Annotated in this window: 15 protein-coding genes and 1 tRNA gene; 4 read left to right on the forward strand and 12 right to left on the reverse strand. The window is 72.7% G+C overall.

The window, feature by feature from the left end; all coding sequences use genetic code 11:
• Positions 1-30 precede the first annotated feature (30 nt).
• Entirely contained in the window at positions 31-219 is a 189-nt protein-coding gene (locus AC0693_RS28690) for a hypothetical protein (protein WP_469320072.1), read from the forward strand.
• 78 nt (positions 220-297) lie between these two features.
• Here AC0693_RS28690 and AC0693_RS28695 read toward each other — a convergent pair whose 3' ends face one another.
• Genes AC0693_RS28695 through AC0693_RS28705 form a run of 3 tightly spaced genes read right to left on the reverse strand, consistent with a single transcriptional unit; the run spans position 298 to position 3,820 of the window.
• On the reverse strand, positions 298-1,185 hold the full coding sequence (locus AC0693_RS28695; protein WP_356409403.1) for an SDR family oxidoreductase: 888 nt from the start codon (positions 1,183-1,185) through the stop codon (positions 298-300).
• Entirely contained in the window at positions 1,182-2,174 is a 993-nt protein-coding gene (locus tag AC0693_RS28700; protein ID WP_478803253.1) for an alpha/beta fold hydrolase, read from the reverse strand. Before AC0693_RS28700 ends, AC0693_RS28695 begins: the two co-directional genes overlap by 4 nt.
• On the reverse strand, positions 2,171-3,820 hold the full coding sequence (locus tag AC0693_RS28705) for a flavin-containing monooxygenase (RefSeq protein WP_478803339.1): 1,650 nt from the start codon (positions 3,818-3,820) through the stop codon (positions 2,171-2,173). The genes AC0693_RS28700 and AC0693_RS28705 overlap by 4 nt, the downstream gene beginning before the upstream one ends.
• Before the next feature lie 225 nt (positions 3,821-4,045).
• On the opposite strand from AC0693_RS28705, the gene AC0693_RS28710 reads away from it, so the two are divergent.
• On the forward strand, positions 4,046-4,768 hold the full coding sequence (locus AC0693_RS28710; protein WP_469320077.1) for a MerR family transcriptional regulator: 723 nt from the start codon (positions 4,046-4,048) through the stop codon (positions 4,766-4,768).
• Here the strand turns inward: AC0693_RS28710 and AC0693_RS28715 are convergent.
• Positions 4,747-5,553 (reverse strand): exodeoxyribonuclease III, encoded by an 807-nt coding sequence (locus AC0693_RS28715; RefSeq protein ID WP_478803254.1) that lies wholly within the window; start codon positions 5,551-5,553, stop codon positions 4,747-4,749. The genes AC0693_RS28710 and AC0693_RS28715 overlap by 22 nt on opposite strands.
• A gap of 84 nt (positions 5,554-5,637) precedes the next feature.
• On the opposite strand from AC0693_RS28715, the gene AC0693_RS28720 reads away from it, so the two are divergent.
• On the forward strand, positions 5,638-6,135 hold the full coding sequence (locus AC0693_RS28720; RefSeq protein WP_478803255.1) for a GNAT family N-acetyltransferase: 498 nt from the start codon (positions 5,638-5,640) through the stop codon (positions 6,133-6,135).
• A gap of 158 nt (positions 6,136-6,293) precedes the next feature.
• Here the strand turns inward: AC0693_RS28720 and AC0693_RS28725 are convergent.
• The 7 genes from AC0693_RS28725 to galU form a co-directional block, all read right to left on the reverse strand.
• Positions 6,294-6,367, reverse strand: a tRNA-Ala gene (locus tag AC0693_RS28725).
• 66 nt (positions 6,368-6,433) lie between these two features.
• Positions 6,434-7,519 carry a divisome protein SepX/GlpR gene (sepX, locus tag AC0693_RS28730; protein ID WP_356409411.1) on the reverse strand — a complete coding sequence of 362 codons (1,086 nt, stop codon included), beginning with the start codon at positions 7,517-7,519 and terminating at the stop codon, positions 6,434-6,436.
• 177 nt (positions 7,520-7,696) lie between these two features.
• Positions 7,697-8,308: a GNAT family N-acetyltransferase gene (locus AC0693_RS28735; protein ID WP_356409414.1), complete on the reverse strand. Its 612-nt coding sequence runs from the start codon at positions 8,306-8,308 to the stop codon at positions 7,697-7,699.
• A 17-nt stretch (positions 8,309-8,325) separates the two neighbouring features.
• Positions 8,326-8,814, reverse strand: coding sequence for a MogA/MoaB family molybdenum cofactor biosynthesis protein (locus AC0693_RS28740; protein ID WP_478803340.1), 489 nt, complete (start codon positions 8,812-8,814; stop codon positions 8,326-8,328).
• A 107-nt stretch (positions 8,815-8,921) separates the two neighbouring features.
• Positions 8,922-9,401 carry a cyclic pyranopterin monophosphate synthase MoaC gene (gene moaC / locus AC0693_RS28745; protein WP_399264247.1) on the reverse strand — a complete coding sequence of 160 codons (480 nt, stop codon included), beginning with the start codon at positions 9,399-9,401 and terminating at the stop codon, positions 8,922-8,924.
• A 73-nt stretch (positions 9,402-9,474) separates the two neighbouring features.
• Positions 9,475-10,851, reverse strand: a complete 1,377-nt coding sequence (glp, locus tag AC0693_RS28750; protein ID WP_469320069.1) for a molybdotransferase-like divisome protein Glp — start codon at positions 10,849-10,851, stop codon at positions 9,475-9,477.
• A 4-nt stretch (positions 10,852-10,855) separates the two neighbouring features.
• Positions 10,856-11,758 (reverse strand): UTP--glucose-1-phosphate uridylyltransferase GalU, encoded by a 903-nt coding sequence (gene galU, locus AC0693_RS28755; RefSeq protein WP_478803256.1) that lies wholly within the window; start codon positions 11,756-11,758, stop codon positions 10,856-10,858.
• Between the two features lie 125 nt (positions 11,759-11,883).
• Between galU and AC0693_RS28760 the strand changes: the two genes are divergently transcribed.
• Positions 11,884-12,465 (forward strand): 5-formyltetrahydrofolate cyclo-ligase, encoded by a 582-nt coding sequence (locus AC0693_RS28760; RefSeq protein WP_478803257.1) that lies wholly within the window; start codon positions 11,884-11,886, stop codon positions 12,463-12,465.
• 23 nt (positions 12,466-12,488) lie between these two features.
• On the opposite strand, the gene AC0693_RS28765 is transcribed toward AC0693_RS28760, so the two are convergent.
• Entirely contained in the window at positions 12,489-15,329 is a 2,841-nt protein-coding gene (locus AC0693_RS28765; RefSeq protein ID WP_478803258.1) for a penicillin acylase family protein, read from the reverse strand.
• Positions 15,330-15,571: the final 242 nt, after the last annotated feature.

The raw sequence follows: 15,571 nt of genomic DNA on the forward strand, positions 1-15,571 counted from the left end.
AGGAATATCCGCACGTGGAAGTCTGTGCGCATGGGAATCAGAGAGCAGTTCCAGGACAAGGCGAAGGAGCTGGCCGAGAAGGCCGCGGCGGCCGCCCAGGGGCAGCGGGACGAGCCCTCGGAGCGGGCGCGCGAGGCCTCGGACCAGGCACGGGAACGGGCGAGGGAGCGGGCGCGCACCTCGTTCGACCAGCCGTACGACGAGCCCTCCGGGAGATGACCGCGGCCCCCACCGGCTGAGGCAGGCGCGACCCGTCCGTCCGCGGGTCGCGCCCCTCCTGCCGCCCTGCGACTACGGCTACGCGCGCTTGGCGTCGCGTTCGCGCTCGTCCGCGGCTCCGCCCGCGCCCACGAGCCCCCTGGAGACACCGGCCAGCCGCGGCTCGAACCGCTTCATCTCGCGCTGCCCGACGGCGGCGATCACCCCCGGCAGGTAGCCGCGCACGCCCTGCATCCCGCGCAGCCACCACTGCGCGTACACGTGCGCCGAGCGCCGCTCGATCCCGGCGACGATCCGGTCGACCGCGGGCCCCAGCGGGTACGTGCGGTTCGACGGCCACGGCAGCCGCTGGCGCAGTTCCCGCATGACCTCGTCCCGGTCGGCGCCCCGCACCATGTCGGTGTCGGTCCAGGAGAGGTAGCCGACGCCCACCTTGACGCCCTTGTAGCCGACCTCGGCGCGCAGGCAGTGCGCGAAGGCCTCGACGCCGGACTTGGACGCGCAGTACGCCGTCATCATCGGCGCCGGGGTGATCGCGGCGAGCGAGGCGATCTGGAGGAAGTACCCCCGGCTCTCCGTCAGCACCGGCAGGAAGGCGCGGGCCGTGACGGCCCCGCCGATCAGGTTGACCTCGATCACCCGGCGCCAGGCGTCCGGGTCGGAGTCGGCGAACGGTCCGCCCGCCGCGACCCCGGCGTTGGCGACGACGATGTCGACCTTGCCGAAGCGCTGCTTGACTTCCTGGGCCACCCGGGCCATCGCCTCGTGGTCGGTGACGTCGGCGTACCAGTGGTCGCTGTCGGTGTGCAGCCGCTCGGAGACCTCCTTGAGGGCCTCCGGCTCCAGGCCCACCAGCGCGACGCGCGCCCCGCGCGCGGACAGCTTGCGGGCGAGCAGCTCGCCGACGCCGCGGGCGGCGCCGGTGACGACGGCGACCTGGCCTTCCAGACTCCTGCGCTCGCTCACGGGGTCGTCTCCTTCGTGGTGGGGGTGGGAGGGGCGGTGGTCGCGGTCGCGGTCCCGGCCCCGGTGCCGGTCGCGCCGGCCGGCGGGAGGTGTTGCCCGGCCAGTTCCCGGATGACCCGGGTGACGGCCTCGGGGGCCTCGATCGGGGTCATGTGGCCCATGCCGGCCAGCTCCGTGAGCCCGACGCAGTGCGGGAGCGAGGCGGCGAGCGCCCGGGCGTGCACCACGGGGGTGAGCCGGTCGGCCGTGCCCGCGATGACGGCGGTGGGTGCGGTGAGGCGGGCGAGCCGGTCGTCCAGGTCCAGCCCGGCCAGCACCCGGGACCACCCGTGCCGGGCCCCGGTGGGGCAGCCGTGCACGATACGGGCACAGGCCTCGACCCGGTCGGGAGCCGAACCCGGGCCCATCGTGGCGTACTTCAGCACCTTCCGGGCCACCGGCGTGACCGGCCCCAGGGGGGCGCGCGAGCCGAGGACCGCGCTGGTCATCCGGGTCCGGATGCGCCCGGCGCGCAGCGGCAGCACGAGCGCCTCCGCGACCAGCCGGGAACTGCCCGTGCTGCACAGCAGGACGGCGGCGGCCCGCTCGTCGAACCCGGGCCGCCCGGCGGCGGACATGACGGTCATCCCGCCCATGGAGTGCCCGGCGACCACCGCCCGCTCCCCGGGGGCCAAGGTGGCCTCCATGACCGCGATCAGGTCGTCGGCGAGGGAGTCGACGGCGTAGGCGGAGGCGGCCGGGCTGCGGCCGTGGCCCCGCTGGTCGTAGGCGATCACCCGGTGGGTGGCGGCCAGGGCGCGGATCTGCGCGGCCCAGAACGCGGTGGAGCAGGTCCAGCCGTGGGCCAGGACCACCGCCGGGGCGCCCTCCTCGCCGTGGACCTCGACGTGCAGCCGGGAGCCGTCGGCGGAGACCGCCTCCAGGGTGCGGCGCGCGGGCGGGGGCGCGTAGGGCCCGGTGGTGACGTGGTGCGGACGCCGGGCGCTCACGCGGCGCCCCCGGACACCGTGGCGGCCGTGGTCTGCGCAGTCGCCGGGGTCGCCGCCGTCTCCGCCGTCGCCGGGGTCTCCGCAGTCGCCGTGGTCGCCGAGGTGCGCTCCCGCGCCTCCGCCCGGCCGCGCAGCACCTCGTACTCGGCGAGGTCCACGCCCCGGGTCTCGCGCCGGAACTCCGCCGTCGTCCCCGGCCACACGGTGGTGTTGCGCCCGTTCGCGTCGAGGTACCAGCTGGTGCAGCCGCCGGTGTTCCACACGGTCCGCTTCATCCGGTCCTGCACGCGACGGTTCCAGGCGTGCACGGCCGAGGGGCGCGCGGCGAGCGCGGTGCGCCCCTCGCGGCCCGCACTCCCGCCGCGGCCGCCCGGCGTGAGGAGGCCGAGCTGACGGACGTAGTCCGCCATGTAGTTCAGCTGGGACTCGATCATCAGGATCATCGAGCTGTTCCCGAGCCCGGTGTTCGGCCCGATGATCGTCATCCAGTTCGGGAAGCCCGCCGCGGTCGCCCCGCGCAGCGACTGCATCCCGTCCTTCCACTCCTCGGCGAGGGTCCGGCCCTCGGCGCCCACCACCCGGTCGGCGATCGGCATGTCCGTGACGTGGAAGCCCGTACCGAAGACGATCGCGTCGGCCTCGGTCTCGGTGCCGTCCGCGGCGACCAGCACCGAGCCGCGGACCTCCTTCAGCCCGGAGGCCACGAGGTCCACGTTGGGCCGGGCGAGCGCCGGGTAGTACGTGCTGGAGAGCAGGATCCGCTTGCAGCCGATGCGGTACGACGGCGTCAGCTTGGCCCGCAGCGCCGGGTCCTTGATGGAGCGGGCCATGTTCGCCTTGGCCAGGGACTCGACCAGGCCGAGGCGGTTCGGGTGCTTGGTGAAGGCGCCGACCTGCAGTTCGCGGATGCCCCAGAGCAGTCCGCGGCGCGCGGCCCGGGTGAAGGGCAGTTGGCGGTGCAGCCAGCGCTCCCCGGCGCTGATGGCGCGGTCGGTGCGCGGCATCACCCACGGCGGGGTGCGCTGGAAGAGGGTGAGCCGCTCCACGTCGGGCGCGATGGCGGGCACGATCTGGATGGCGGAGGCGCCGGTCCCGATCATCGCGACGCGCTTGCCGCGCAGGTCGTAGTCGTGGTCCCAGCGCGCGGAGTGGAAGACCTTGCCGGGGAAGGAGGAGAGCCCGGGGATCTCCGGCATCTTGGGGTCGGAGAGCGGCCCGGTCGCGGAGACCACCACGTCGGCGGTGAAGGAGCCCCGGGAGGTCTCGATGTCCCACCGCAGCTCGTCGGCGTCCCAGCGCGCCATCTCGACCTCGGTGTTCAGCCGCAGGTGGGGGCGCAGGCCGAAGGTGTCGGCGACGTGCTCCAGGTAGGCGCGGATGTGCCGCTGTCCGGAGAAGGTGCGCGGCCAGTCGGGGTTGGGGGCGAAGGAGAAGGAGTAGAGGTGCGACGGCACGTCGCATGCGCACCCCGGGTAGTCGTTGTCGCGCCAGGTCCCGCCCACCGAGTCCGCGCGCTCCAGGACCACGAAGTCCGTGACCCCCTCGCGCCGCAGCCGGACGGCCGCCCCGAGCCCGCCGAATCCGGACCCGATCACCGCCACCCGTACGTGCTCGCGCTCACGCTCATCCGCGTGTCCGTCGCCCATGCCCGCCGCCTCCGCTTCCGCTTCCGCTTCACTCACAGCCTGCACCCCGCAATCGCGCCAGCAATCACTGGCACGGTTGGAGCGTAGAGCAGCTCCGTACTCATGGGTAGGGGGCGCGAAGGGAAAGTTACCGGCGGTACGCCATAGGGTGCGGCTGTGGTGGACGAAGAGGCGCGAGAGGCACACCCGGCAGGTCCGGCCGAGCCGGCGGACCGCAGCGAGCCGGTGCGCGAGTACCGCACGGAGGAGCTGGCCGAGGCGGCCGGCATCACCGTGCGCACCCTGCGCTTCTACCGCGAGCGCAAACTGCTCCCGCCCCCGCGCCGCGAGGGCCGCATCGCCTGGTACGACGACCACCACCTGGCCCGGCTGCGCACCATCGCCGCACTGCTGGAGCGCGGCCACACCCTGGGCGGCATCGCGGAGCTGACGGCCGCCTTCGAGAACGGCCGCGACGTCGGCCAGCTCGGCGAACTGCTCGGGATCGGCTGGTCGCAGGAGACCCCGGTCCGGCTCACCCCGCAGGCACTGGCCGACTACTTCGAGGGCGAGGTCACCCCGGAGAACCTGGCGGCCTCCCTGGACCTCGGCTACCTCGCCACCGACGGGGACGAGATCGTCCACGTCAGCCGCAACCTCCTCGACGTCTCCTCGGCCCTGGTCCGCGAGGGGATCCCGCTGGCCGCCGTCCTGGAGACGGGCCGCCGGGTGCGCGCCCACGCGGACGCGCTGGCCGCGCTGTTCACCGAGCTGATGGAGGCCCACCTGCCCGAGGGGGCGGCGCCGCGGCTGCGCCCGCTGGCCAAGAGCGTGGTGGAGGCGGAACTGACGATGGCCATGGACCGCCTCCTGGCCGCGCGGGACCGGCCGGGCCGGCCCGCCGCGCAGCCGCAGGACTCACAGGAGCCTCAGGGCCCCCGGAGTCCTCAGAGCCCTCCGGCCCCGTAGACGACGGTCACCGGCGCGTGGTCGGACCACCGCTCGGGGTGGGTCTCGGCGCGCTCGACGAAGGCCTTCACGGCCCGCTCGGCCAGTCCGGGCGTGGCCACGTGCAGGTCGATCCGCCAGCCCGCGTCGTTGTCGAAGGCGCGCCCGCGGTAGGACCACCAGGAGTACGGCCCCTCGCCCTCGGGCTGGAGCGCGCGCACCACGTCGACGTACCCGGCGCCGTCGTAGACCGTGCCGAGCCACTCGCGCTCCTCGGGGAGGAAGCCCGCGTTCTTCCGGTTCGTCTTCCAGTTCTTCAGGTCTTCCTCGCGGTGGCAGATGTTCCAGTCCCCGCAGACCAGCACCTCGCGCCCGTCGGCGGCGGCGCGCGCCTTGAGCGCGCCGAGGTAGGTGTGGAACTCCGCCATGAAGCGGTACTTCTCGTCCTGCTTAACGGTCCCGGCCTCACCGGAGGGCAGGTAGAGGCTGGCCACGGTCACCCCGGGCAGATCGACCTCCAGGTACCGCCCGGCCGCGTCGAACTCCGCGCTCCCGAAACCGACCTGTACGCGCTCGGGCGCGCGCCGCGTGTACACCGCGACCCCGGCCCGCCCCTTGGCCGCGGCCGGCGCGAAGACGGTGTGCCAGCCCTCGGGCCGGCGGACCTCCTCCGGGATCTGCCCCTCCTCGGCCCGGACCTCCTGGAGGCAGACCACGTCGGCGTCGGACCCGGCGAGCCAGGCCCCGAAACCCTTCTTGGCGGCGGCGCGGATGCCGTTCACGTTCACGGACGTCACAGTGATCAAGGCCTGACTCCAAACATCGCGCCCCCACGACACACAAAACGGCCACCAGCGTACCGGCCCCGCCGCCGCCCGTACGATGTTCGAATGCCTTACGGGATCCAGCTCCGCGACGTGCCGTACGACCACCCGGACGCGGTCAAGCTCAACGACCAGGTCCAGCTCGAGTACCAGGCGCGCTACGAGGGCGACGGCGACGCCACGCCCCTCGACCCGGCCATGTTCGCCCCGCCGAACGGCCGCTACCTCCTCGCCTACGACGCCCACGGCGCCCCCGTCGCGAGCGGCGGCTGGCGCGCCCAGGACGCGAACGAGGAGGGCTACGCGGACGGCGACGCCGAGCTGAAGCGGATGTACGTCATACCCGAGGCCCGCGGCCTCGGCCTGGCCCGCCGCATCCTGGCCGAACTCGAAGCGGACGCCCGCACCGCGGGCCGCACCCGCATGGTCCTGGAAACCGGCGACCAGCAGCCGGAGGCGATCGCCTTGTACCTCTCGGAGGCCTACACCCCGGCCCCCACCAAGTTCGGCCTGTACCGCACCCACGAATCCAGCCGCTGCATGGCAAAGCCCCTGAACCCCTGACCCCGCGCCGGGTCCGGGGCGGCCGAAGCCCCGGGCCCCGCGGGGCCGTTCCTCCCGCAGCCCGGCTGACGCCCCCTCAAACGCCGAGATCCCGCCCAGCCTTTCGGCTGAACGGGATCTCGTGACGTTCCCGGGAGCAACCCGCGAACTGTCGTCTGTGGACCTGTGGGGATTTGAACCCCAGACCCCCTCGATGCGAACGAGGTGCGCTACCAGACTGCGCCACAGGCCCTTGCGACGTGTGAAACATTAGCATCCCATCCGGGGTGCACGGAAATCCGTTGTCCCGCAGGTCACGTCACTCGTTCGCGGCGCGGGGGCGGTCGTCGCCCTCGTACTGGTCGAAGAGCGGGGTGCGGCCGCGGTCGCGGCTGCGGCGGGGGGTCGGGGGCGACGGCTTCTGGTCTGCGCGCGGGTCCGGGACCGACGCGTGGGCGGCCGTGTGGTGGCCCTGCGCGGCGGCCGAGTGCGGGTGCGGCTGCTGGGCGCGCAGCCGGGGTTCCGTCGGTTCCGCCGCACTGGAGCGGGACGAGCTCCAGGCGTCGGGGGCCGCCGGGCCGGTGGCCCGGGGGGCGACGGGAGCCGTCACGTACGTCGGCAGCGGGACCGGTACCGGCTCCCAGCTGTCACCGCGCGCCGGACCCCGCTCGCGCTCGCGCTGCTGGTCCACCCACTCCGCGTGGTCGGTCTGCTCGACCAGCGCGCGTCGGCCGGCCTCCTGCGGGGAGACCGGCGGCGCGGGGTCGGGCTCGGCGCCCTCGGCAGGCTCGGACTCGCGGCGCCGCGGGCGGTTCTCGCGCAGCCGCCGGGCGGCGATCTCGGCGCGGCGCCGGTCCATGGTGAAGATGAACCGCCGCCGCTCCTGCACGCGCAGGTGCACGATGTACGCGCTCAGCAGGAGGGCGGGGACGGCCGGGGCCCAGAGGTAGCGCAGCCCGCCGACGGCGGCGACGACCGCGCCGAGGGTGAAGACGAGGAAGAGCATCGCGGTGGTGCGACGGCGCCGGGCGAGGACCTGGAGGCGCTGTTCGCGCCGGGCGCGCTCGGCGCGGTCCGCCCGCTCGGCGCTCGCGCCCCGCGGTTCCGCCCTGGTTCTGGGCACGGCATTGACCCGGGCGTCGGCGTCGACGGAATTCACTTTCTCCGTCGCGGCGTCCGGGTCCGCGTGGGGCTTGGGTTCCGCCTCCTCGTCACCGCGCTCACGCAGTTCCCTGGCGTAACGGCGCTCCATTCCCGCCCGGCCGGAAAGCAGCCGGATGGCGGTGGAGAAGCGTTCCGTCGGACGGGCTTCGTTCAGCTCGTCCTGCCTCCGGAGCCACATGGGCACCAAGTAGGCGGCCCAGGCCCCGACAATGACTGCGTAGATGAGGCCGCTGCTGCTCACACCCCACACCGTAGAGGGGTACGGGCGGAGGCATCCGCCAATTGAGCCGGTGTGTCGCACGATCCGGCTGATATCACGGACTTTTTTTGTGATTCTCCGGATCAGATTATGGATAGCGGGCCCGACCGGAGCCGATATTCGAACTTTTATTCGAAAAGCACGGTCGGCCCGTCCCTCTTATTTCTGCGGCGGGGCGTGCCCGTGCCGTTCGCGCCGCCAGCGGCTCAGCAGCCCCTCGCGCACTTCCTCGGCCGTCAGCGCGTACACGAGGTGGTCCCGCCAGGCGCCGTCGATGTGCAGGTAGCGCGGCCGCATGCCCTCCTCGCGGAAGCCCAGCTTCTCCACGACGCGCCGGCTCGGCCCGTTCTCCGGCCGGATGCAGACCTCGACGCGGTGCAGCCCGACCTGCCGGAAGCAGTGGTCCACCGCCAGCGCGACCGCCGTCGGCATCACGCCCCGCCCGGCCACGTCCCGGTCCACCCAGTAGCCGACGTGACCGGCGCACATGGAGCCCCAGGTGATCCCGGCGACCGTCAGCTGGCCGACGAGCCGGCCCTGGTACTCGATGACGAAGGGCAGCATCCGGCCGGCGTTCGCCTCGGCCCGCAGGTGACGGACCATCTGGCGGTAGGTCGGCCGGTGCACGACCGGGCCCCAGGGCGCGGCCGGCGGAATGGTCGCCTCCCACGGCCGCAGCCAGTCGCGGTTGCGCCGGTTGACCTCGCGCCAGGCACGCTGGTCACGGACTCTTATCGGCCGGAGCGTGACGTCGCCGTCCGACAGGACCACCGGCCACGTGGGTCCGTTCAGCTCGCGCTCCCGGGTCTGGGATGGTCGCCGCCCCGGATCTGGTCGACGGCGTGGAGCAGGATGCGGTCCAGGACGGCCAGGCCGTCCCGTACGCCGCCGGTCGAACCCGGCAGGTTGACGATCAGCGTGTGCCCGGCGACCCCCGCCAGCCCGCGGGACAGCGCCGCGGTCGGCACCTTCGCGAGGCCCTCGGCGCGGATCGCCTGCGGGATGCCGGGGATCTCGTAGTCCAGGACCCGCGCGGTGGCGTCCGGGGTCCGGTCGGTGGGCGAGATCCCGGTCCCGCCGGTGGTGAGGACGACGTCGTACCCGGCGGCGACCCCCTCGCGCAGGGCCGCTTCGACGGGGTCGCCGTCGGGCACCACGCGCGGACCGTCCACCGTGAAGCCGAGACCGGCGAGGGCCTGGGCGAGCAGTGGGCCGCCCTTGTCGGCGTACACGCCCCGGGAGGCGCGGTTGGAGGCGGTGACGACCAGGGCCCGCAGCGGAGCGGAGGCCTCCGCGACGGCGGGGACCTCACCGCCGGGAACGGCACCGGCCTCGGACCCGCGAGTGTGACTGTGGCTGTGGACCTCGCCGCCGCGCGGGGCGTTCACGCGCGGTTCCAGTCGCCGGACTTGCCGCCGGTCTTCTCCTCCACCCGGACGTCCGTGATGACCGCGCCCTTGTCGACGGCCTTGACCATGTCGATCACGGTGAGCCCGGCGACCGCGACGGCGGTCAGCGCCTCCATCTCGACGCCCGTGCGGTCGGTCGTCCTGACGGTGGCGAGGATCTCCACGGCGTCGTCCGTCACCGACAGGTCGACCTTGACGCCGGAGACGGCGAGCGGGTGGCACAGCGGGATCAGGTCGGGCGTCCGCTTGGCGCCCATGATCCCGGCGATGCGCGCGGTGGCGAGGGCGTCGCCCTTGGGCACGCCCTCGCCCCGCAGCAGTTCGATCACCCGGGGCGAGACGAGCACCCGGCCGCTCGCGCGCGCCGTCCGCGTCGTGACGTCCTTCTCGGACACGTCGACCATGCGGGCCGCGCCGGCCTCGTCGATGTGCGTCAGCCTGCTCTGCGTGCTCATAAGTGCGTGCCGCTCCCGTCCGGGCCCCGCAAGGGCCTGTGTGGTGCAACACGCTACCCGCACCGGGCGGGGTTCAGCCGAGCAGGACCACTTCCAGCTCGGTGCCGGGCTCGACCGAGGTGACGTCCTCCGGCACCACCATCAGCGAGTCCGCGTGCGCGAGCGCCGCGATCAGGTGCGAGCCGGATCCGCCGACCGGGCTGACCGTCCCGTTCGCCGGATCGTGCTTGCCGCGCAGGAACTGGCGGCGCCCGGCGGGCGAGCGCAGCGCTTCACCGGCCTCCAGCACCGCGCGGACCACCGGGCGGTGCGGGTCCGCCGCGGGCAGGCCCATCAGGGCCCGGATCGCGGGGCGGACGAAGAGTTCGAAGGAGACGTACGAGGACACCGGATTGCCGGGCAGGGCGAGCAGCGGGGTCGCGTCAGGACCGATCGTGCCGAAGCCCTGCGGCTTGCCGGGCTGCATGGCCAGCTTGCGGAAGTCGACCCCGGAGCCGTCGACGCCGGAGCCCTCGATGCCGTCCTCGCCGGCGGAGCCCGTCGACACGGACGTCAGGGCTTCCTTGACCACGTCGTACGCGCCGACGCTGACGCCGCCCGTGGTGACGAGGAGGTCGGCCCGGATGAGCTGGTCCTCGATGGTGGAGCGCAGCGTGTCGGCATCGTCGGCGACCGCGCCGACCCGGTAGGCGATGGCTCCGGCGTCGCGGGCGGCGGCGGCCAGCGAGAAGCTGTTGGAGTCGTAGATCCGGCCCTCGGTCAGCGGTTCGCCGGGCTGGACCAGCTCGCTTCCCGTGGACATGACGACCACCCGGGCACGCGGGCGCACCCGGACGGTGCCGCGCCCGATGGCGGCGAGCAGGGCGATCTGCGGCGGGCCGAGCACCGTCCCGGCGCGCAGCGCGAGGTCGCCCGCCCGGACGTCGCTGCCGCGGGCGCGGACGTGGGCGCGCGCCTCGGCGGCCCGGTGCACCCGGACCTCGCCGCGGGCGCCCTCGGGGGCCTCGCTGGCCGGGCTCATGCCCGCGGCCGCGCCGCCGCCCGTACCGCCGTCGGTCCATTCGACCGGTACGACGGCCTCCGCGCCCGGAGGCAGCGGGGCGCCGGTCATGATCCGGGCGGCCTCGCCGGGGCCGACGGCGGGCAGCTCCGCGCTGCCCGCCGCGACGTCCCCGATGACCGTCAGCACCGCGGGGAACTCCTCGCTCGCGCCCTGGACGTCGGCGACCCGGACGGCGTACCCGTCCATGGAGCTGTTGTCGAAGGGCGGGAGGGCGACGGGCACCGTGACGTCCTCGACCAGGACACAGCCCTGGGCGTCCATCAGCTGGAGTTCGATCGGCTCCAGCGGCCGGATCGCGGCGAGGACGTCCGCGAGGTGCTCGTCGACCGACCACAGACGCTGGTGGGCGTCCGCCGGCCGAGGATGCTGCGGTGCGGGACTGGTCAAGGTGCTACATCTCCTCCATGACGTAACGGTGAAGCCAGGTGCGGAACTCGGGGCCGAGGTCCTCGCGCTCGCAGGCGAGGCGGACGATGGCCCGCAGGTAGTCCCCGCGGTCCCCGGTGTCGTAGCGGCGGCCCCGGAAGACCACGCCGTGCACCGGGCCGCCGATGGTCTCGTCGGCGGCCAGCTTCTGCAGGGCGTCGGTGAGCTGGATCTCCCCACCGCGGCCCGGCTCGGTCTCCCGCAGTATGTCGAAGATCGCCGGACTGAGGACGTAGCGTCCGATGATCGCGTAGTTGCTGGGCGCCTCGTCCGCGTCCGGCTTCTCGACCAGGCCGGTGATGCGGACGACGTCGTCGTCGCCGGTCTTCTCCACGGCGGCGCAGCCGTAGAGGTGGATGGACCGGGGGTCGACCTCCATCAGCGCGATGACGGTGCCGCCGGTGCGCTGCTGGAGCTCGACCATCGTCTGCAGGAGCGGGTCGCGCGGGTCGATCAGGTCGTCGCCGAGGAGGACGGCGAAGGGCTCGTCGCCCACGTGCGGGGCGGCGCAGAGCACGGCGTGGCCGAGGCCGCGCGGGTCGCCCTGACGGACGTAGTGCATGGTGGCCAGGTCGCTGGACTCCTGGACCTTCTTCAGCCGGTCGTCGTCGCCCTTGGCGATGAGGGCCGACTCCAGCTCGTAGTTGCGGTCGAAGTGGTCCTCAAGAGGCCGCTTGTTACGCCCAGTGATCATGAGGACGTCGTCGAGTCCGGCCGCGACGGCCTCCTCGACGACATATTGGATGGCCGGCTTGTCCACTACCGGGAGCATTTCCTTCGGGGTGGCCTTCGTCGCCGGGAGGAAGCGAGTACCGAGGCCCGCGGCCGGAATGACGGCCTTCGTGATCACCGGGTGCAACTGAGTCATGGGCAGAACGATAGTCGCTGGCCCGGACCGCCTTGCGAGAACCCGGGTTAAATTGTGCTGTTTTATGACTGAATAGAAGGGTTTTCGAGCCAGCTGTGGTACAGAACCGTTCCAACAAAGCGGAGTTGCGGCGCTCACTTCTCGCCGCCCGCCGCGCTCTTCCGGCCGCTTCCGTCGGTACGTCGGCCCGCGCGCTCGCCCGCCGGGCCCTCGCCCTGCCCGAACTGGCCGACGCGGGCACGGTCGCCGCGTACGTCTCCGTCGGCACCGAACCCGGCACCCGGGACCTGCTCGACGCGCTGCGCGAACGCGGCGTCCGCGTGCTGCTCCCGGTCCTGCTCCCGGACAACGACCTCGACTGGGCGGCCTACGAGGGCCCCGGGAGCCTGGCCGGGAGCGAGCGCGCCGGGAAGCCGACCCTGTTGGAACCGGCCGGTCCGCGGCTGGGCCCGGAGGCGGTCACCGGCGCGGACGCGGTGCTGCTGCCCGGGCTCGCGGTGGACGGGCGCGGGATGCGGCTCGGGCGCGGCGGGGGCTCGTACGACCGGGTGCTCGCCCGGCTGGAGCGCGCGGGCGCCCATCCGGCGCTGGTGGTCCTCCTCTACGACGAAGAGGTGGTCGCGCGGGTCCCGGAGGAACCGCACGACCACCCCGTGCACGCCGTCGTCACCCCGTCGGGGGTGCGCCGCTTCGGGCCCCCGGCGTGAGGGCCGCCAGGGCTTGAGGACCGCTAAGGCTTGAGGGTCAGGGTCTCGACGGTCGCCTTGGCGACCGCCTCCTTGCCGAACGCCCAGTCCAGCAGTTCGCCCTTGGCCCACAGGTCCGTCTGGTCCGTGTAGTGGTCGGCGTAGGCGTGGCCCGAGGCGCCGGTCAGGTTGATCCACCGGGACTTGTCGAGGTCGTTGAGGTTCACGACCATGCGCATCGAGGGGACCCAGGTGACGTCGTAGCCGCTGGAGGCGTTCCAGCCGGTGGCGTTGACCGTGGCCTCGCCGCCGCCCAGGTTCCAGGGGCCGCGGTTGAGGATCCACTTCATGATGCCGGGGCCCTCGGTGCCGATCGTCTGGTTCTTCAGCGTCAGCTGGTGCAGCCGGCCCCAGCTCCAGCTGGACTGGTCCTTGCCGAGCTTGGCGGTCAGCTCCCAGCGGGCGTCCTTCATGGCCCGGGCGAACAGCTCGTCGCGGGTGGTGGTCGCCTTGTCCGAGTACAGGGCGGGCGACTGCCACCAGGCCGACTTCTCGTCCTTGACCAGCTTGCGGACCACCTCGAACCAGCGGTCCCCGCCGTCGGGCTGCGCCGAGTCCGGGCCGCGCTCGCCGCATTCGCGGACCACCTCGGCGAGGTCGTCGGCCGGGCCGATGCCGTTGCCCTTGACGTTCATGCAGCTGTCCTTGACCCGCAGCTCCTTCGGCATCTTGTCGCCGAAGGACAGCTTCAGGATGTTGCGCCAGACCGCGTTGAAGTAGGCGGCCGCCGCCGAGTCGGGCTCCTGCGTGTAGTTCCAGCCCTCCAGCAGCTTCTGCGCGGAGCGCACGTCCGGGTCGGAGACGCGGATCTTGGTGAGCATCGGCGCCAGCAGCGCGGCGATCTCGCTGCTGTTGTCCATCTGCAGGGTGCGCATATCGTCGGTGGAGATCTTGCCGCTGTCCTTGATCTTCGCCTCGATGAGGTCGTTGATCCGCTGGCTGCGGGCGCCGTAGCCCCAGTCGGTGGTCAGCGTGTAGGGGTACTTGCCGGTGCCGCTCTCCACGACCGCCTGGTTGGCGGTGACGACGTAGCCGCGCTGCGGGTTGAACTCCGAGGGCAGCTCGGCCTGGGCGATGAAGCCCTTCCAGGCGTACTTCGAGTCCCAGCCGGGCGCGGGCATCCGGCCGTCGCCCGTGGTGCGCAGCGGGATCCGGCCCGGGGCCTGGTAGCCGATGTTGCCGGCCGCGCCCTTGTTGTCGGCGTAGATCAGGTTCTGCGAGGGGACCTCGAACTCGGCGGCCGCGGCGCGGAAGGACGTCCAGTCCTTCGCGCGGTTCATCTTGAAGACGGCGTCCATCGACTTGCCCGGGTCCAGGGCGGTCCAGCGCAGGGCGACGGCGTAGCCGTTGCCGCGGTCGGGGGCGGTGCCGCCGACCGGGGCGCGGGCGCCGACCGTACCCAGCTCGTCGCTGCGGTCGGAGATCAGCGGACCGTTGTTCGTGGTCCGCACGGTGATCTTCTTCGCGGTGCCGCCCGCGACCTTGATGACCTCTTCACGGGCGGTGAAGGGGAGCACCTTGCCGTCGTAGACGTACCCCTCGGGCTTGATCTGCTCCAGGTAGAGGTCGCTCACGTCGGCGCCGAGGTTGGTCATGCCCCAGGCGATGTCGGCGTTGTGGCCGATGACCACGCCCGGCATGCCGGAGAAGGAGAACCCGGCGACGTCGTACTGGCAGGACGCCGAGGCGGTCCGGCAGTGCAGGCCGATCTGGTACCAGACCGAGGGCAGCTGCGGGGCCAGGTGCGGGTCGTTGGCGAGCAGCGGCTTGCCGGTGGTCGTGTACTTGCCCGCCACCACCCAGGAGTTGGACCCGATGCCGCTGCCGTTGGGACCGAGCAGGGCGGGGATCCGGTCCAGGGTCGAGGCCAGCGAGGTGAGCTGGGTGTGCAGTCCCGCGCTGGCGCCCTGGACCGTGGTGTTGTCCACGGCGCTGGTGTTGGCGGAGGCGTTCGATCCGGTGGTGCTCGATCCGGTGGTGCTCGATCCGGTGGCGGTGGAGCCGGTGGCTGCGGAGCCGGTGCCGGAGTCGGCGCCCTTGCCGGAGGGGGAGCCCGCGGCGCCCTGGGCGACGTACTTGCCGCCCTCGATCTTGCCGCCCTCGATCACCGGCTTGTTCCGGTCGAAGGGGTACGGCGGGTACAGCTCGTCGATCTGGGCCTGCGTGAGCTTGCCGGTCATCAGCGAACGGTCGATCTCGTCCTGCATGTTGCCGCGCAGGTCCCAGGCCATCGCCTTGAGCCAGGCCACGGAGTCGACCGGGCTCCACTGCTCGGGCTTGTAGTCGGCGCTGAGCTTCAGAGCCGCGTGCTCGACCGACAGGTCCTTGCCGGACTTGCCCTTGAGGTACTCGTTGACCCCGTCGGCGTAGGCCTGTAGGTACTTCTTCGTCTCGGGCGAAAGCTTCGTGTCGTACTCGGTCTGGGCGACCTGGCGCCAGCCCAGCGTGCGCAGGAAGGCGTCGGTCTCGACCTGACCGGATCCGAACATCTCGGAGAGGCGGCCGGAGGTCATGTGGCGGCGCACGTCCATCTCCCAGAACCGGTCCTGCGCGTGCACGAAGCCCTGCGCCCGGAAGAGGTCCTGGTCGGTGTCGGCGTACAGCTGGGGGATGCCCTTGGCGTCGCGCTTGACCTCGACGGGCGCGGTGAGGCCGGCGAGCTTGAGGGTCCCGGTCGTCTGCGGGTAGGAGCCGCGCAGGGTGTCCGCGCTCCAGTACGCCCCGTAGCCGAGGCCCGCGACGAGCGCCAGCACCAGCACGAGCACGATCAGACGGGCGCGTCGTCCCTTCTTCTTGACGGAAGGGGCGGGTTCGTTGGCGGGCATCGCTGTCCTTCGCGGGGCAGGGTGGTCCTGGAGTGCTGGAGCAACCATAGGCGCAGGGCGCCCGGGAGTGATCCGCGAGGGGTCCCGGCGGCTGGCAGCAGGGACGATCACCCCTTCACAATGGGAGGAGACCGTCAAGAAATCGTCAAATATTAGGTAAGGTAACGAAGTACTTGCCGCCGGAGCAACGATCCGGCAGGCGCTCCGAGGGAAGGATCGCCCGCTGACTGTCCACCAGCTCA

The organism is Streptomyces sp. NPDC043876 (genome assembly GCF_056435825.1).